Below are 17,871 nucleotides of genomic sequence, written 5' to 3'. Positions count from 1 at the left end.
TATCAATGAAGAACAACATCACTGACTTTACCGAAGACGAATTTGTCAGCTATCTGAATGAACTGCTCGCCGCTAACAAGACCGCAACCGACGATGTGCTTGACGATCTTCTAGAAGAGTTCTGCGAGATTACCGGTCACCCAGACGGCACCGATTTGATTTACTACCCGGAGGACGGTTCAAAGGGAACCGCCGAAGACATTACGCGAGTTGTGAAGGCGTGGCGTATGGCGAATGGGCTACCGGGATTCAAACAGTGATGATCAAAGGCGAGGGCGAGCTTCTGATATCAGGTTCATCAAAAGTGAGATCTCCCAAAGCATCGCTCAAGGTTAGCTGCCATGTCTTTAGATAAGACCCGGCTTGAGCACTACACAGAGTGTGAGTTCCTACAGCTGATCAATGAGTTCTTCAGTGAAACCAACGATCTGGAAGGGGCTCAGCTCGAAAATTATCTGAGTACGCTGGCCGATCATTTTGAGAAAGTCACAGGACACCCGGCGGGTTATGGACTCATTTACTACCCGGATCAAAACGGTATTGAAGACAGTCCTGAGGCGGTATTGAGTGAGGTGAAAGCGTGGCGGGCTGCAAATGGTTTGCCAGGGTTCAAGGGTTAAGGTGCTTATGAAAAACAACTTCTCTGATTACACAGAATCTGAGTTCATCGAGCTTTTGGAGGAGCTTCGTAAAGCAGACGAAGAAGATGAAACGGACGCTAGGGCGGATGTGCTTCTGCTGCACTTTGAAAAGGTCAGCCAGCACCCGGCAGGCTCCGACCTTATCTACTACCCCGAAGAGGGTGCAGACAACTCGCCCGAAGGCGTCACTCAGATCGTGAAAGCATGGCGGGTCGCGAACGGTTTGCCAGGCTTCAAGGCGTGATGCCCCACCTTGTTGAGCACCAGACAGAACCGATAAAAAGCCCCGCCCGTGCGGGGCTTTTTCATGGCCGGGAACGGGTCAGCCGGGAGGCAGGCTGGCGCGTATCTGGCCGACGCGTTGTTGCACTTCTTTCCAGGGGGCCTGGCCCGCCAGGTTCTGGCGCAGGAAGGTCAGCAGGTCGGCGATCTGTTGGTCGTCGAGGCTGTGGCGGAAGGCGGGCATGTAGCCCAGTTCCGGGTTGGCCGGTTGGGCGATGCCTTCGAGGATCACGCGGATGGCGTTGTCGGGGCTGTCGGCGTAGAGGTTGCTGTTGAGGGCCAGGGAGGGGCGCACGCCGGTCAGGGTCGGGCCTTTTTCCTGGGCGTGGCAGGCCATGCAGGCTCCCGAGAACAGGCGGGCGCCGGGGGAGCCGAGGGGCTCGGTGCGTTGCTCGGCCTGGTGGTTCAGGGTGTCGGCGCTGCCTTGCGTGGCGCTGGCCGGCTGCAGGCTGGACAGGTAATGGGCAATGGCCTGCAGGTCGGCCTCCGGCAGTTGCGCCAGGCCTTCGTGGATCACCGGCGCCATCGGGCCGGCGGCGACGCCGTGGCGCGGGCTGTAGCCGTGGCGCAGGAAGTCCAGCAGGTCCTGTTCGGTCCAGGCCAGCGGCGCCTTGCCGCCGGCCAGGGCATGGGCGCTCCAGTCTTCGGCTACGCCGCCGCTCAGGTGGCGCCGGCCGCCGCGTTCGCCAAACAACGGGTCGCGGGGCGAGTGGCAGGCGCTGCAGTGTCCCAGGCCCTCGCTCAGGTAGGCGCCACGGTTCCACAGGGCGCTGCGCCCGGGATCGTCGGCCAGGGCGCCGGGCCTGAGATAGAGCCAGTTCCAGGCGAGGATGCCCGGGCGGATATTGAAGGGGAAATGCAGGTCGGTCTGCGGTGGCTGGTGGCGGACCGGCGGCTGGCTCATCAGGTAGGCGTAGAGCGCCTTGAGGTCCTCGTCGCGAGTCTTGGTGAAGGCGGTGTAGGGAAACGCCGGGTACAGGTAACGCCCGTTGCGGTCGATGCCGTGGCGCATGGCGCGCTCGAAGGCCGGATAGGACCAGCTGCCGATCCCGGTCTCCGGATCGGGGGTGATGTTAGTGCTGTACAGGGTACCGAACGGGATGCGCATGGCCAGGCCGCCGGCATTGCGCGCCCCGCCCGGCGCGGTATGGCAGACCGCGCAATCGCCCAGGGCCGCGAGTTGCTCGCCCTTGGCGACTTGCCCATGGCTGAAGTACTGGATGTCGTGATTGTCCAGCGGCGCGATCGCCGGCTGCCAGCTGAGGAACACGCCCGCGGTGACGGCCAGGCTCAAGGCGGCCAGGCTCCAGCCGGCGATGGTCTTGAATGTGCTCATGGGCGAGCCTCCTGGCCAAGGCGGTCAGTGTCGGGAGCTCGCTGCAAGGCTTGCAACACCCGTTCCGGGGTGAAGGGCACTTGCCGCAGGCGCACGCCGACCGCGTCGAAAATCGCATTGGCGATGGCTGCGGCGCTGGGCACCGAGGCCGATTCGCCGGCGCCCATGGACGGCTCTTCTGGGCGGTCCAGCAGTTGCACATCCACTTCCGGCAGTTCGTCGAAGCGCAGGATCGGATAACCGCCCCATTCCAGGGAGGTGCTGCCGCTGCGGTCGAAGCCGACGTATTCCTTGAGCACCCGGCTGCACGACTGGACGATATTGCCGTGCACCTGATGCCGGACCCCGGCCGGGTTGACCATGCGCCCGCAGTCGTGGCTGACGAAGATCTTGTCCAGGCGGATCTGCCCGGTGCGCCGGTTGACGCTCAGGTCGCAGACCCACGCGGCCCAGGCGGCACCGAAGCCTGGGAACTTGCTGTGGAAATACCGGGCATAGGCAAAACCCCGGCCCTTGACCCATTCCTGCGACGGCGGCGCCGGGTGCCGGTGGGCGCTACCGTCCTGCCAGCCGGCCTGCTTTTTCAGCGCCTCGATCAGCGCCAGGGCGCGCGGGTCGTCCAGGTAGCGCAGGCGGAAGGCGATCGGGTCCTGCTGGGCGATGTAGGCCAGTTCGTCGATCCAGGATTCGTGGGCGAAGACATTGGGCAGCGCGGAGACCCCGCGCATCCATGAGGCACGGACGATCGGTGCGGCGTCCTGGCAGACGATGCGCATCTGCGGGAAGCGGTATTGCGGGATCGCCGTGCGGTCGCCCATCTGCTGGATGTCGGGGCGGTTGGCGACGGTGCCGGTGAGTAGCAGCGCCAGGGTCCGGGCGTTGTTCGAGGGGTAGCAGGTCTTCAATTCGTAGGCGGCCACTTCGCGTTTGCCGTCGAGGCCACCGCGGACCTGCATCAGTTGCGCGGTGCCCTTGGGTTCCCAGCCGGCTTCCTGTTCGCGCATCAGTTGTACCCGCACCGGCCGCCCGACCGCCTGGGACAGCAGGGCGGCGTCGGCGGCCACGTCGTCGGCGCAGTTGCGTCCGTAACAGCCGGAGGCCTCCATGCGGTTGACCTGCACCTGTTGCGGCGTGCGCCCCAGCAGCAGGGCGATGTCCTTGCGCAGGTCATGGGGGTTCTGGCTGCCGGCCCAGACCTCGGCCCGTTCGGCGTCGATCATCGCCACCGCGCAGGACGGGCCGATGGAGGCATGCAGGTGATAGGGCCAGACATAGTCGACATTGAGCGGGCTGTTGAGCTTGCCCAGGTGGCTGTCGAAACCGGGATCGTCGCGCAGCACGCGGTCCTGCTTGGGGTGGGCCAGGAGCGTTTCACGCAGAATGTCCGGCCGCAGATCGGGCAGCGCGTTCCAGGGTTTCCACTGGACCTTGAGCTGGCGCATGGCGTCGATGGCCTGCTCCTCGCGCTCGGCGACTATGCCGACAAAGTCACCGATCACCACCAGTTTGACGATGCCCGGCAAGTGCGCGATGGATGCCTCATCCACCGCGATCAGTGCATGGCCCAAGGGCGCGCTGGCATCGGCACCGGGGTAGGGCGGGCGCACCACGCGACCATGGAGCATGCCGTCCAGGCGCAGGTCGTGGACATAGGTCAGCTGGCCGCTGACCTTGGCCGGGATGTCCACGCGCGGGGTGGACTGGCCGACATAACGACTGGCGCCGACGGCCTTGAGTTCGACGCGCGGGTCCAGGGGCAGGTGCAGGTCCTGCCCGCGGGCCAGTTCGGCATAGCTCAGGCGCCGTGTGGGGCGAGTGCTGGCGTAGATCTGCCCTCGTTCAACCTGCAACCCGGCAAGCGGCTGGTCGAGGATTTCCGCTGCACCTTCCAGCAGCCACCGGCGCAACTGGGCGGCGGCCTGGCGCAGGGGCAGGGCGCTGACCTGCAGGGTCGCGCTGGCGATGGTCGGGCCCTGGTCCGGGGTGCTGGCGGTGTCGCCGAGAATCATCCGTACCTGCTCGAAGTCGACATCCAGTTCGTCGGCGACGATCTGCGCCAGCGCGGTGCGCACCCCGGTGCCGAGATCGACATGACCGCAGAACGCGGTCACGCGGCCGTCGGCGCCCAGGGCGATAAAATTGTCGACATGGTCCGGCGTCGGGTCCGCTGGCAGCGCCGCCGGGTTCTTGGTATCGGCCGTGGCCAGCAAGGGTTTGGGCAGCAGGGTACTGATCATGATCAGGCCGCCGGCCTGGAGCAGGCGGCGACGGGTCAACGGCAGGTCGTTCATGGTCGACCCCGCTCTGCCAGCAGTTGGCGGGCCCTGGCCGCGGCTTGCAGGATCTCGAAGTGCGCGCCGCAGCGGCAGAGGTTGTAGGCCAGCTCGTTCTTGATCCGTTGCTCGTCGGCCTCGGGTTCGCGCTCGAACAGCGCCACCAGGGTCATGATCATGCCGTTGCTGCAATAGCCGCATTGCGCGGCCTGCTCATCGATAAATGCCTGTTGTACCGGGTGCAGGTGCTCTTCCTGCTTCAGGCCTTCCAGGGTGGTGACCTGTTTGCCCTGCACGCTGGACAGCGGCAGGGTGCAGGAGCGGGCGGCGACACCGTCCACCAGCACCGTGCAGGCGCCGCATTGTCCCAGGCCGCAGCCGTACTTGGGGCCATTGAGGCCGAAGTCGTTGCGCAGGGCATACAGCAGTGGAGTGTCTGGCGGCAGCTGATCCAGTAAAAGGCGGCGGCCGTTGAGGATAAAAGTCATGGCAGCTTGGGTCCTGTGAGTGAGTGGCGTGGCGCGCGGAGAACGCGACAGCGGTCAGGGCAGGTGTGAGCCGGCAACGCGTCCCGTTCAGGGACTGGACAACAAGGTTGGGCTCAGGTGCTGGGCAGATTGGCGGGGGCGAAGCATGCGGGGTTTGTGGTGGGTCGATAAATAAGACGATTCTGGTTTTTTGTAGGCCAAAGCCAGGGAGTGATTCGGTTTTATCTGAGGAAACTCCTGAGAAAATGATGGCTACTAGCCATAATTGTCGCTTGTGACAGCCTTGGGCACGGCGTAGGATGCGCGCCCTGATCAGCCTGGCTGAACCGTTTTACCCGAATGCGACATGGATTGTTATGACTCACTCCCCCCGTTTTTTCTCGCCCTTGCTCATCCTGGCAATAGTGACGATACCGGCTTTCGCCGATCCAGGCGCCCAGCGCGCCGAGCTGCTGCAGGTTTACCGCCAGGCCGTCGAGCATGACGCCCAGCTGTCCGCGGCGCGCCACGAGTACCAGGCCCAGCGCGAAAGCGTCCCCCAGGCCCGTGCCGGTTTGCTGCCCACGCTCAATGCAGGCAGCACCCTGGAATCGGTGCGTCTGGAACGGGATGAGCCCGGCCTGACCCGCACCCGCAGTACCACAGTATTCCAGGCCAATCTCAACCAGCCGCTGTTTCGCGCCGATCGCTGGTTTCAACTGGAAGCGGCCCATGCCAGCACCGCCCAGGCCGAACTTGAACTGGGCGCGAAGGAGCAGGGGCTGGTGCTGACCACGGCCCAGGCCTATTTCGAAACTTTGCGCGCCCTGGACCTGCTCGCCGCCGCCAAGGCCGAGGAGGCGGCGCTCAAGCGTCAGCAGCAACAGGCCCAGGCCCGCCTGGAGAATGGCGCCTCGAGCATCACCGATGTGCTCGACGCCCAGGCCGCCCACGACAACGCCGGCGCCAATCGCAAACTCGCCGAGCGCAAGGTCGAGGATGCCTTCGAGGCCTTGTCCCGCTTGACCCGCCAGGACTATTCGACGATCGAGGGGATTCAGCATCAACTGCCGGTGGAACTGCCGGTGCCCAACGATGCCAACGAATGGGTCAGCCGCGCGGTGCGCCAGAACCTGGCGTTGCAGGCCAGCAGCTACGCGGTGATTGCCGCCGAACAAACCAATCGCCAGCGCAAGGCCGGTTATGCGCCGACCGTCGATGCGGTGGCGTCCTGGCGCAAAGGTGAAAACGACAGCTTCGGCTACAGCAACCCCACCGACTTCGGGCGGGATGGCTATCGAGGCAATGTCACGCAAAGCAGCATCGGCCTGGAGCTGAATATTCCGCTGTACTCCGGCGGCATGACCCGTTCCCAGGTGCGCGAAGCGACCGAGCGGCTGGCCCAGAGTGAAGACGAGCGCGAGGACCGCCGCCGCGAAGTGGTGCAGAACACACGCAATTTCTACCGCGCGGTGAATTCCGATATCGAGCAGGTCATTGCCCGCCGGCAGACGATTCGTTCCGGCCAGGCTTCGGTCAAGGCCAACCAGGTCGGGCGGGACCTGGGCTCGCGTAACACCGCGGATGTGCTCAATGCCCAGCGCCAGCTGTACAGCGCGGTGCGTGAGTACAACAACGCGCGCTACGACTACATCATCGACACCCTCAAGCTCAAGCAGGCGGCGGGAACCCTGAGCCCGAAGGACCTGAGCGACCTGGCGATGTACCTGACGAAAGACTACGACGCCGATCGGGATTTCCTGCCACCGCAGGAGCGCAAGGCGCTCTGACGGGCGATTCATACAAAAGAGTGAAATAAATCTCAATCAATGATGTCGTATTGATACTAATTGTTTCGGGTTTGATATAACATCTTGAAATATTAGGACTTTACGGCCGCAACGCGGCATGCATGGAAGCTTATGAGCGAACAAGGAAGGGGCGCCGAGTCGCCCACGCCAGACACGGGCCTGGTCTGTCTGGTGATGCTGGCCCGGTTTCATTCGGTGGCGGCATCCGCCGAGCAACTGGCCCACGAATTCGCTCCAGAGAACCAGCCGTTCACCCAGCGCGAACTGCTGCTCGCCGCCCGCAAGCTGGGGCTCAAGGCCAAGTCGGTCAGCACTTCCATCGCTCGCCTGGAGCGCACGCCATTGCCGGCGATCGCGGCCGATGGCGACGGCACATTCTTCATCATTGCCAAGCTCGACCAAGGCCAGGCGCTGATCCAGGACCCGCGTGCGGATCGTCCTGAAGTCATCTCCTTCGAGGCCCTGGCCGCGCGCTGGACCGGCGAGCTGGTGCTGCTGCGTTCCGAGGCCGGGTTGCCGGGGGAAACCTCGCGGTTCGATTTCACCTGGTTCATTCCCGCCATCGTCAAATACCGCAAGCTACTCGGCGAAGTGCTGCTGGTGTCCTTTGCCCTGCAGCTGTTTGCCCTGGTGACGCCGTTGTTTTTCCAGGTGGTGATGGACAAGGTGCTGGTGCACCACGGGCTGACCACCCTGGATGTCATCGCCGCGGGGTTGCTGGGCATCATGCTGTTCGAGTCGGCCTTGAGCGGTTTGCGCAGCTACGTATTCGCCCATACCGCCAGCCGGATCGACGTGGAGCTGGGTTCGCGCTTGTTCCGTCATCTGATCAACCTGCCGCTGGCGTATTTCCAGGCGCGCCGGGTCGGCGATTCGGTGGCCAGGGTGCGCGAGCTGGAAAACATCCGCAGCTTCCTCACCGGCAACGCCATTACCTTGTTGCTGGACGTGCTGTTCTCGCTGGTGTTCATCCTGGTGATGTTTTACTACAGCGGCTGGCTGACCCTGGTGGTGCTGTTGTCGTTGCCCCTGTACGTGCTGGTCTCGCTGTTTGTCACCCCGCTGTTGCGCGCCCGCTTGCAGGACAGTTTTACGCGCGGCGCGGAGAACCAAGCGTTCCTGGTGGAGACGGTAAATGGCATCGACACGGTGAAATCCATGGCCGTCGAGCCCCAGGCGATCCGCAAGTGGGACAACCAGATGGCCGCTTATGTCGCGGCCGGGTTCAAGACCCAGACCTTGTCCACCATCGCCAACGAGAGTGTGTCGCTGATCGGCAAACTGGTTACTGTGGCGACCCTCTGGCTGGGCGCGCGGCTGGTGATCGACGGGCAGCTTTCGGTGGGCGAACTGATCGCCTTCAACATGCTGGCCGGTCGGGTCAGCGGCCCGATCATGCGCCTGGCGCAGTTGTGGACCAGCTTCCAGCAGACCGGCGTTTCCGTGCAGCGCCTGGGCGATATCCTCAACACCCGCACCGAGCTGTCCCAAGCCACCCGCAGCGCCTTGCCGCCCCTCAGGGGGCAGATCGAATTCGACCAGGTGCATTTCCGTTATCGCGCCGACGGTTCGGAGATCCTGCGCGGGATCAACCTGCAGATCGCCGCCGGCGAAGTGATCGGCGTGGTGGGGCGTTCCGGCTCGGGTAAAAGCACGCTGACCCGTCTGCTCCAGCGCCTGTATGTGCCCGAACGCGGGCGGGTGCTGGTGGACGGCATGGACCTGGCGCTGGCGGACGTTTCCTCCCTGCGCCGGCAGATCGGCGTGGTGTTGCAGGACAACATGCTGTTCAACCGCAGCATCCGCGAAAACATCGCCCTGAGCGATCCGGGCGTGCCGCTGGAAACAGTGATGCATGCTGCCAGCATGGCCGGGGCCCACGAATTCATCCTGGAGCTGCCCGAAGGCTACGACACCATGGTCGGGGAGCATGGCACCTCGCTGTCCGGCGGCCAGCGGCAACGCATCGCCATCGCCCGGGCCCTGATCGGCAACCCACGGATCCTGATTTTCGACGAGGCCACCAGTGCGCTGGACTACGAGTCCGAACGGATCATCCAGCAGAACATGCAAAGCATCTGCGCCGGGCGCACGGTGATCATCATCGCTCACCGGTTGTCGGCGGTACGCGATGCCAACCGCATCCTGGTGGTCGATCGCGGACAGATCGTCGAGCAGGGCAACCATGCCGAACTGCTGGCGCACCAGGCCGGCCACTATTCGCGCCTGCACCGTATGCAGCAGGGCTGAGCAGCGCCCGATTCACAGGTTATTTGTCCAGCCCGGGCCCTCGCCGCAGGGGGCGGGGCTGGATGCCATCCGGATTCAAGGACCGATTGCCCATGAGCGCCACTCCTTCGTTATTGCAGCGCTACCGTGACGCCTGGCAACACGCCTGGCGCCAGCGCAAAAGCATGGACAGCGTGCAGCGCCTGCCCCATGAGGCGCAGTTCCTGCCCGCCGCCCTGGAGCTGCAGGACACCCCCGTGCATCCGGCGCCGCGGATTTTTGTCTGGAGCATCCTGGGCTTTGCCGTGCTGGCCTTGTTGTGGGCCTTTATCGGCAAGATCGAAGTGGTGGCGGTCGCGCCGGGCAAGATAGTGCCCAATGGCAAGACCAAGCTGATTCAGTCCAGCGAAACGGCGGTGGTCAGGGCGATCCATGTCAGTGACGGCCAGGTGGTGAAAGTCGGCGAGCTGCTGGTGGAACTCGACCCGACGGCGGCGGATGCCGACGTCAGGCGGATTCAGAGCGAGCTGCTGGCGGCCCGGGTCGACAGCGCCCGTGGCGCGGCGATGCTCGACGCGATCAATCAGCAACAGCCGCCGGCATCGCTGATCGGCGCGATTGCCAACGCCAACCCGGAGCAGGTGCTCAGTGCCCAGCGCTGGTTGCAGGGGCAGTATCAGGAGTACCGCAGCAACCTGGAGCTGGTGGACGCGGAAATCCTCCAGCGCAGCGCCGAAATCCAGTCCGCCCAGGCCCAGGTGGCCAGCCTGCGGCAAACCGTGCCGATCGCCACGCAATTGGCCGAGGACTACCGACGGCTGCTGGAACAACAGTATGTGGCGCGCCACGAGTACCTGGAAAAGGAACAGGCGCGCCTCGACCTGCTGCGCCAGCTGAGCGTGCAGCAGGCCAGTGTCTTGCAGTCCACCGCTGCCCAGGGCGAGGCGCGGCGCCGACGCGAAGGCGTGGTCGCGCAGAACCGCCGGGCCATGCTCGACCTGCAACAGGAAGCCAATCAGAAAGCCGCAAGCCTGGTCCAGGAACTGGCCAAGGCCCGTTACCAGAAAACCCTGACCAGCCTCAAGGCCCCGGTGGACGGCACCGTGCAACAACTGGCGATCCACACCGTCGGTGGCGTGGTCACCCCGGCCCAGCCGCTGATGGTCATAGTGCCCGCGGACCAGCCGGTGGAAGTGGAAGCGATGCTGGAAAACAAGGACGTGGGCTTCGTCCGCGCCGGCCAGCCGGTCACGGTGAAAGTGGAAACCTTCACCTTCACCAAATACGGCACCGTCGACGGCGAAGTGCTCAGCGTCTCGAACGACGCCATCGAAGATGAAAAACGCGGGCTGATTTACAGCAGCCGCATTCGCCTGAAGTCCGACCACCTGCTGGTCAACGGCCAACGCGTGGCGCTGTCGCCGGGCATGTCGATTACCGCGGAAGTGAAGACCGACCAGCGCCGGGTGATCGACTACTTCCTGAGCCCGTTGCAACAGCATGTGGATGAGAGTTTGCGAGAGCGCTAGGGCTGTTGCGCGGGAAGAGCCCTTGGCGCTGGCGGATGGGGTCGAGCGTTATGAGGTCGGTGGTTTTCAGGAGCACAAGCCTTATGAGCTTTCAGATATTAAAGCGGTAGAGGCATTTGCCCTGAGTGTTTGAGTGAGGAGGCGGTTCATGGAATTGCTTAGTTTGGAACAGCGGACTTTTTATAGTAAATACTTTCTGTACTCTATATTGTCTGGCGTGATTGTTTTTTTGCTGATGAAGTTTGTTTTTGATACGCCAGATTCGTACTTTGTCGAGATCTATCCTGATCTCAAGGCGCTCGTTTGTGTAAATATTTTTATAGGGCTTTTCCTTTCTGAAAGGAAGGCGAAACTCCTCGTTTATATCTCCCGAATATATGTGTTGGCGAACTTTTCGCTGTTCGGGTTTTTTACGGGGTGTGTAGTGCTTTATTTGTCAGTCATGAATAAGTAAGGAGTAGTGATGACGCTGTCAGTCAGTCAAATGGAACGTATCGCGGAGTTGATAGATAACTCTTTCGCGGTAAAAAGCATTCGCGACGATGCAAAGAAAGAGAAAAGCAACCCGCTGGAGGTTGCGGGAGACTACGGGACTATCGCTAATGGCCTGGCCTCGTTTCTGGATACTCCGGGGCGCACTGTTACGAGCTCGATTACTGCTCCACTGGTGCTCGCATCTGCCATTTATAAATTTTCCAAAGGCACTGCGGGCCTGGATAATTACGCAGATATTGCTTCGTTGATTGCGTTGAAAACAAGTAATGCGGCACTGGCGCGGCTTTCGCTTTCTTTTGCTGTAGGCGTGAAAATAGGCGGCTATATCCAAACCACATGGGGACCGGAAATTGATGCGCGAATAGGTGATTCCTCCATGCAAGTGGGGGATTACTTTTTTGACAAGACCGGGTCCGTCGAATTTGCCGCGGTCATGGCTGGAGCCTCTCATGCCCTTATGACCTTGGCCTATCTGCCTTCAGAGTTCGGTCCGGTGAAAGAGTTGAATGCCTGGATTGATGAAAAACGCTTGCTGGATCCGGCATTCAAGGCCTTTGATAGCTCTGTTGCCTTCACTGCCGATAATATTTTCTTGCCTGCCAGCAACGCCGTTGAATCTCTCAGCGCGCAGTACGATGCCATTTTCAATGGAGCCAAAGAAAGTCAAAACCATCCTCAGGGAGAGGGGCGTCAAGACTTAATAAAAATTGATATAACGCCCAACCCGGTACCGCAACAACATATCCAGGGCGAAAGCAAGGCCCAGCAGGACGTCGCCAACGGCTATATCCAGAACGCCGCGACGCACAATATCTTTGCCGTCGGCGGCATTCTCAGCAAAACCGATTTCACCTCGACCCAGATGGCCAGCCTGGCCTCGGGCGGTATTCGCCCCGGCGAGATGCAGCTCGACCCCAACGCGCGGCCCAACACCTACCTGTCGAACTTCTACCAGACCCCGGACAGCAGCAAGCCTGACTTCAGCCTGCGCAATGCCGTGACCCTGAACGGCCTGTCGGCCATGACCACCTTCAACACCTACGTTGACCCGTTGCTGCTGGACCTGACCGGCAACGGCGTGCACATGACCGACATCCGTGACGGCGTGCTGTTCGACACCGACCACAGCGGCACGCTCAAGCGCAGCGGCTGGGCCGATCGCAGCACCGGCATGCTGGTGATCGACGATGGCAGCGGCCAGATCAAGGACGTCAGCCAGATGTTCTCCGAGTACTACGGCGGCAAGGCCGGGGTGAACGGCGCGGCGGGCGAGACGAAGTTCAAGGACGGTTTCGCCGCCCTGGCCAGCGAGGATGCGAACAAGGACGGCGTGATCGACCCGCGCGATCCGATCTGGAGCAAGCTGCGGGTCTGGGTCGACGGCACCCATGACGCGAAAGTCGATGCCGGCGAACTCAAGACCCTGGCCGAGCTGGGCATCACCCAGATCAACGTGCGGGCGGCGGCGTCCACTCAAACCGAAGTGCGTGACGGCAACCGGGTGCTCGCCACCGGTTCGTTCACCATCAATGGCAAGAGCCAGGAAGCGCTGGCGGTGGATTTCCTCGGTGACCCGGTCAGCAACACCCTGACTGCCCAAGGCGCGGGTACCAAGGTGACCTCGACCACCAATGGCATCACCACCACCGCCTATGCCAGCCAGAGCACCACCGGCGAAACCCTGGATGCGGCGCAGCTGGGCGTGGGCAACCTGTACGGCGGCAGCGGCAACGACAGGCTGATTGCCGCGCCGGCCGGTGGCTGGCTGGTGGGTGGCGGCGGCAGCAACACCTATGTCGGCGGCAAGGGCGACGACGTCTTTGTGATCAGCGCCTCGGACGACACCAAGAACATCCACGGCAATGGCGGTCACGACACGGCGATCATCGTCGGCGACAAAGGCGTGGTGCTGAACATGGCCCAGGCCGGCCTGACCATTGCCCAGGGCGGCAGTGGCGACGACACCCTGATCAGCGGCGGCACCGGCAGTGCCTTCATCAAGGGCGGCTCCGGCAACTCGACCCTGGTGGGCGGGGCGGGCAGCGACGTGCTGGTCGGCGGCAGCGGCCACAACACCATCATTGGCGGCACCGGCAAGGCGGTGATCTACGCCGGGCCCCAGGGCGACGTGATTTACGCCTCCGAAGGCGGCAGCATCATTCACGCCGGTGGCGGCGCCGACCGGATTTTCGGCGGTGCCGGCAATGACGTGATCGAAGTTGGCCACGGCAATGCGACCATCGACGGCGACGGCGGGATCAACCTGGTGACGCTGCACGGCAACCATGGCGATTACCGCATCACCCGTACCGCGAGCGGCTATGAAGTGGCCGACCAGGTGGCTGGGCGCGACGGCACGGTGACCCTGAAAAATATCCAGAAGCTGAATTTCTCGGATATCTCGGCGGTCGATCTGCAGACCCCCAACGCCATGCCGGTGGCCGACGTGCTGACCCTCGACAAGGACGGCAAGGCCTTCGACCGCACCCAGCCCCACCAGATTTCCGCGCAAAGCCTGCTGGCCAACGATCAACACCTCAACAGCCAGGGTGCGCTGCGCATCGCCAATGTCGGCGACGCGGTCGGTGGCACCGTCAGCCTCACGGCCCAGGGTGATGTGCTGTTCACTCCAGATGCGCGCTACACCGGCCTGCTCAGCTTCAAGTACGGTGTGGTCGATGCCGCCGGCAACCTGTCGGCCTCGGTGGTGGACCTGAGCAGCGGGCAGACTGCGCCGATGCGTGCCGGGGTGACCTTGCTGACGCCGGAAGTGCCGCTGGACCCATTGGCGGCCCAGGAGTGGTACCTGAGCGACACCAACGTGCTGCCGGTCTGGAAGGACTACACCGGCAAGGGCGTACGCATCGGCCAGTTCGAGCCGGGCGGCCAGTTCGCCACCGCGCCCGAGATCTTCGACATCGCCCACCCGGACCTTGCCGCCAACGTCGATAAGGCCTGGCTGCAAACCCAACAGAGCAACGGCAGCTTGCCGGGCCTGGTGTCCAACCACGCCACCATGGTGGCGGGGGTGATGGTCGCCGCCAAGAATGGCTCGGGCGGGGTAGGGGTGGCCTACGGCGCGACGCTGGGCGGCTACTACCTGGCCAACAGCGGCGCCGACCTCGCCGGGCTGGGGCATATGGTCAGCTTCGACATCGCCAACAACAGCTGGGGCTTCACCAACGATTTCGCCCTCAGCAGTTTCCAGGACGGTTTCGTCAACACCGCCACGGCGCTGAGCATGAATGCCCAGTACGCCGCGAGTAACGGTCGTGGCGGCCTGGGGACGATCATTGTCGCGGCCGGCGGCAACAGCCGCGCAACCGGCGGCAATGCCCAGGGCTCCTTGACCAACAACAACCGCTTCTCGGTGGAAGTCGGCGCGATCAATGCCCAGGGCGACTTGTCGACCCTGCAGATCGGCTCCTCGCCGTTCTCCAACCCGGGCGCCAGCCTGCTGGTGTCGGCGCCGGGCAGCAACGTGGTGTCCACCAGCCATATGCTGGAAACCGACCGTGGCTCGACCTTCGGCAACGACTACACCAGCATGCAGGGCACCAGCTTCGCCGCGCCGATCGTCTCCGGCATCGTGGCGCTGATGCTCGAGGCCAACCCGAACCTGGGCTATCGCGACGTACAGCAGATCCTCGCGCTCTCGGCGCGCCAGATCAACGATCCGTCCACCCAATGGACCGACAACGCTGCCCGTGGCTGGAACGGTGGCGGCATGCACACCAGCAACGACTACGGTTTCGGCGAAGTCGACGCGCGGGCCGCGGTGCGCCTGTCCGAAGCCTGGATGACCCAGAGCACCGGGGCCAACGAGTATGTCTACAGCGCCTCCAGCGGCGCACTCGGCAAGAGCCTGGCGGCGGGGGGCACGCTGACTTCGTCGATCGCCATGAATGCTGGCCTCAATGTGGAACACGTCGAGATCGACTTCGACGCCCAGGTGGGCCGCCTTGGCGACCTGACGCTCAAGCTGATCTCGCCCGACGGCACCCAGAGCGTCCTGCTCAACCGCCAGGGCAAGGTGCCGGACGGCATGCCCGGCGCGAGTGCCAGCGATGTCGGCAGCACGCAGTCGGGGTCGTTCAAATACACTTTCATGACGACCCATGACTTCGGCGAGCGCTCGGCGGGCAACTGGACCTTGCAGGTGAGCGATGCGGCTTCCGGCCAGCCGGTCACGCTCAATGCCTGGTCGCTGCGTTTGTACGGCAGCAAGAGCACCCCGGACGATACCTATTTCTACACCGACGAATACCTCAAGTCGGTGGTCGGGCATGCCAACCGTGCAGTCCTGGACGACGCGGTCAACGGTGTCGCGGGCGGGCGCAATACCCTCAACGCGGCGGCCGTTTCCGGGGATAGCTCGGTCAACCTGTTGACCGGTGTCGTCAGCATTGGCGGCGCGGCGTTGACGGTGAAAAATCCGGGCAGCATCCAGAACATCGTCACCGGCGACGGCAACGATGTGCTGGTCGCTGGCAAGGCCGATGCCTTGCTCGACGGCGGGCGTGGCAACAACAGCCTGACCGGTGGCGCGGGCAAGGACTTCTTCGTGGTCCACCGCCGTGAGGGTGGTAGCGATGTCATCAACAACTTCGAGGCCGCCCGGGGCGAGATCATCGACCTGGTGGGCTTTGCCGGGAAGAAGTTCAGCGACCTGGTGCTCAGCCAGCAAGGCGCGGACGTCAAGATCGACCTGGCCAAGGGCCAGAGCATCGTCCTGAAGAACCAGCTGCTGGCCGGGATCGGCGCGGCGAACTTCAAGTTCCAGGACACCTTTGTCGCCCCGACGGCCTACGTCAACAGCGACGCCTCGGCGGTCCAGCCGCAGGAAGGCCTGGGCACCGTGCTGCTCAACGGCGGCGCTAAGGGCGTGATGTACAGCAGCGACGCCCAGGGCAAGATGGTGGCTTCGTTGAGCGGCACCCTCTACAGCCATGACAGCGCGACTTCGGATGTGTTCGTGGTGGCGGCCCAGTCGGGCGTCAAGGACTACAACAACGCCCTGCGCGGCTTCCGCCACGGGATCGACAAGATCGACCTGCGCCAGACCGGAGTGACCGATTTCAGCCAACTGACCATCGAGCACAAGAATCGCGCCACCCTCAACGGCCTGACGCAGATTCATGGGGTGTACGTGACACGTAACGGCGCCCAGGGCGCTGCCTCGAACGTCAACCTGGTGTACCTGGATGCGCTGGATGTGGCGCAGGTCAGTGCTTCGGACTTCATCTTCGCCGAGCATGCGCCGGAGGTGGTGCCGACCGTTGGCCCGGTGCCTGCGGTGACCGAGCAGCCGACAGTGACTGTGCCGGGTACGCTGACGCCGATTGTCGAGCGTCCTGGCGTGGACAAGCCTACGGTGGTGTCGCCGCTGCCGCCGGTCGATCTGCACCCGACGGTCAGCGTTCCAGTGGTCGACCCAGTGTTGCGACCTACGGTCACGATCCCGGACATCACCCTGCCGGAACACAAGACGATCGATCAGATCCTTGCCGAACGCGGTATCGACCTGAATCCTAAGGTGCCGGAGCACAAGACCGTCGACCAGATCCTGGCCGAGCGTGGCGGCAACCAGGGACCGACGACGGTTCCCGAGCGCAAGACTCTCGAGCAGATTCTTGCCGAGCGCGGCATAGGTTCGCTGGAGCCTTCGAAGGTGCCGGATATCGGCCCGGTCGGCCGTGATCTGGCGGGACGTACCCCGGTGGATGTGCCGAGCCCGCGACCGATCGTGATCCCTGATATCCCGGTGGTCGATATCGCTCACCGCGACCTGGATATTCCGAGTCGTCCGCGGGTCACAGTGCCGGATATCCCGGTGGTCCAGGACCCTCGGTTCAAGTTCGACGATATCCCTGGAGCGGCCGATACCTCGGACTTCTCCTATGCGTCGATCCGCGACCGGATCCGCGTGCGCCCGACACCGACCACCGTGGAGCCGGTAACGAGCTCGTCGCGCGACCCGCTCACGCTGAGCCCGTTGCCGACGGTCGATCCCGCGCCCGTGGCCAGCGATCCCAACACCATGACGGTCAAGGGCTTCTTCGCCAATGTCACCCTGGGCGACGAGAGCAAGATCATCAACGTCGAGGCCACGGGCGCCAAGCTGGTGGCCGGTAACGGTGACAACAAAGTCAACGTGACGGGCAGCCGGGCCGAGATCACCCTGGGCAATGGCAACAACGAGATTGCCGGCGACATCAACAAGCTCACGGTCGGCCATGGCAACAACAGCATCACCGACAGCGGCTCCTTCGCCACGGTGAAGCTGGGCGATGGCAACAACAAGGTCGTGGTCAGCGGCAGCATGCCCACCGTGGAAGTCGGGCACGGGGTCAACGACCTCGAGTTCAGCGGCAGCATGGGCCAGCTGGTGTTCGGCCAGGACATCAGCCCCGAGCGCCTGTGGTTCCAGCATGAAGGGCCGGACCTGCAGATCTCGGTGATCGGCAGCCAGCAGGAGGTCACGCTGCATAACTGGTATGCCGCAACCCCCGAGCGTCCACGGGACATCATGACCGGCGACCGTCACCGGTTGCTGGGCAACGATGTGGAAAACCTGGTCCAGGCCATGGCGGCGTTCGCGCCGGCAGCGCCGGCGACCATGACCTTCGGCGCTGCCGAGCAGCAAGCCTTGCAGCCTGTGCTGGCGGCCAACTGGACGTAACCGCGGTAGTTTGATCGGTAACAGGGCCCGCGATGCTTGTCGCGGGCTTTTGCCGCTCTCGTTCGGGAGCGGTTCTTTTTTATCCCCCAGGTTCCTCCAACTCACCCATCGGGCTGCGTCGGTTTT

10 protein-coding genes are annotated in these 17,871 nt (G+C 63.4%); 7 read left to right on the top strand and 3 right to left on the bottom strand.

Annotated features, from left to right (window positions below):
* The first annotated feature begins 5 nt into the window (after positions 1–5).
* From C4K38_RS21175 to C4K38_RS21165, 3 genes are all read left to right on the top strand, one after another.
* On the top strand, positions 6–260 hold the full coding sequence (locus C4K38_RS21175) for a bacteriocin immunity protein (RefSeq protein WP_053280047.1): 255 nt from the start codon (positions 6–8) through the stop codon (positions 258–260).
* A gap of 81 nt (positions 261–341) precedes the next feature.
* Positions 342–620 carry a bacteriocin immunity protein gene (locus C4K38_RS21170; protein WP_053280046.1) on the top strand — a complete coding sequence of 93 codons (279 nt, stop codon included), beginning with the start codon at positions 342–344 and terminating at the stop codon, positions 618–620.
* Positions 621–627: 7 nt separating this feature from the next.
* Positions 628–885 (top strand): bacteriocin immunity protein, encoded by a 258-nt coding sequence (locus C4K38_RS21165; RefSeq protein WP_053280045.1) that lies wholly within the window; start codon positions 628–630, stop codon positions 883–885.
* Positions 886–963: 78 nt separating this feature from the next.
* Here C4K38_RS21165 and C4K38_RS21160 read toward each other — a convergent pair whose 3' ends face one another.
* Genes C4K38_RS21160 through C4K38_RS21150 form a run of 3 tightly spaced genes read right to left on the bottom strand, consistent with a single transcriptional unit; the run spans position 964 to position 5,020 of the window.
* Positions 964–2,259: a cytochrome c gene (locus C4K38_RS21160; protein WP_053280044.1), complete on the bottom strand. Its 1,296-nt coding sequence runs from the start codon at positions 2,257–2,259 to the stop codon at positions 964–966.
* Positions 2,256–4,550 (bottom strand): xanthine dehydrogenase family protein molybdopterin-binding subunit, encoded by a 2,295-nt coding sequence (locus C4K38_RS21155; protein WP_053280043.1) that lies wholly within the window; start codon positions 4,548–4,550, stop codon positions 2,256–2,258. Before C4K38_RS21155 ends, C4K38_RS21160 begins: the two co-directional genes overlap by 4 nt.
* Positions 4,547–5,020: a (2Fe-2S)-binding protein gene (locus C4K38_RS21150; protein WP_053280042.1), complete on the bottom strand. Its 474-nt coding sequence runs from the start codon at positions 5,018–5,020 to the stop codon at positions 4,547–4,549. The genes C4K38_RS21155 and C4K38_RS21150 overlap by 4 nt, the downstream gene beginning before the upstream one ends.
* Before the next feature lie 356 nt (positions 5,021–5,376).
* Between C4K38_RS21150 and C4K38_RS21145 the strand changes: the two genes are divergently transcribed.
* The 4 genes from C4K38_RS21145 (at position 5,377) to C4K38_RS21130 (ending at position 17,745) form a co-directional block, all read left to right on the top strand.
* The gene (locus tag C4K38_RS21145; protein WP_053280210.1) at positions 5,377–6,789 is read left to right on the top strand and encodes a TolC family outer membrane protein; all 1,413 of its coding nucleotides are present in this window, start codon (positions 5,377–5,379) and stop codon (positions 6,787–6,789) included.
* 132 nt (positions 6,790–6,921) lie between these two features.
* Entirely contained in the window at positions 6,922–9,060 is a 2,139-nt protein-coding gene (locus C4K38_RS21140) for a type I secretion system permease/ATPase (RefSeq protein ID WP_053280041.1), read from the top strand.
* Positions 9,061–9,152: 92 nt separating this feature from the next.
* Positions 9,153–10,568: an HlyD family type I secretion periplasmic adaptor subunit gene (locus tag C4K38_RS21135; protein WP_053280040.1), complete on the top strand. Its 1,416-nt coding sequence runs from the start codon at positions 9,153–9,155 to the stop codon at positions 10,566–10,568.
* 1,357 nt (positions 10,569–11,925) lie between these two features.
* On the top strand, positions 11,926–17,745 hold the full coding sequence (locus C4K38_RS21130; RefSeq protein ID WP_053280209.1) for an SPM autocatalytic domain-containing protein: 5,820 nt from the start codon (positions 11,926–11,928) through the stop codon (positions 17,743–17,745).
* Positions 17,746–17,871: the final 126 nt, after the last annotated feature.

The organism is Pseudomonas chlororaphis subsp. piscium (genome assembly GCF_003850345.1).
In the GTDB taxonomy this organism is placed as follows: Bacteria; Pseudomonadota; Gammaproteobacteria; order Pseudomonadales; family Pseudomonadaceae; genus Aquipseudomonas; species Aquipseudomonas piscium.
This window is presented reverse-complemented; position numbering and strand designations above follow the sequence as displayed.

Bases quoted from the DNA above. Each gene is read 5' to 3' on its own strand.
- C4K38_RS21175 (WP_053280047.1), top strand. From the start codon at position 6: ATGAAGAACAACATCACTGACTTTACCGAAGACGAATTTGTCAGCTAT.
- C4K38_RS21170 (WP_053280046.1), top strand. From the start codon at position 342: ATGTCTTTAGATAAGACCCGGCTTGAGCACTACACAGAGTGTGAGTTC.
- C4K38_RS21165 (WP_053280045.1), top strand. From the start codon at position 628: ATGAAAAACAACTTCTCTGATTACACAGAATCTGAGTTCATCGAGCTT.
- C4K38_RS21160 (WP_053280044.1), bottom strand. From the start codon at position 2,259: ATGAGCACATTCAAGACCATCGCCGGCTGGAGCCTGGCCGCCTTGAGC.
- C4K38_RS21155 (WP_053280043.1), bottom strand. From the start codon at position 4,550: ATGAACGACCTGCCGTTGACCCGTCGCCGCCTGCTCCAGGCCGGCGGC.
- C4K38_RS21150 (WP_053280042.1), bottom strand. From the start codon at position 5,020: ATGACTTTTATCCTCAACGGCCGCCGCCTTTTACTGGATCAGCTGCCG.
- C4K38_RS21145 (WP_053280210.1), top strand. From the start codon at position 5,377: ATGACTCACTCCCCCCGTTTTTTCTCGCCCTTGCTCATCCTGGCAATA.
- C4K38_RS21140 (WP_053280041.1), top strand. From the start codon at position 6,922: ATGAGCGAACAAGGAAGGGGCGCCGAGTCGCCCACGCCAGACACGGGC.
- C4K38_RS21135 (WP_053280040.1), top strand. From the start codon at position 9,153: ATGAGCGCCACTCCTTCGTTATTGCAGCGCTACCGTGACGCCTGGCAA.
- C4K38_RS21130 (WP_053280209.1), top strand. From the start codon at position 11,926: ATGGCCAGCCTGGCCTCGGGCGGTATTCGCCCCGGCGAGATGCAGCTC.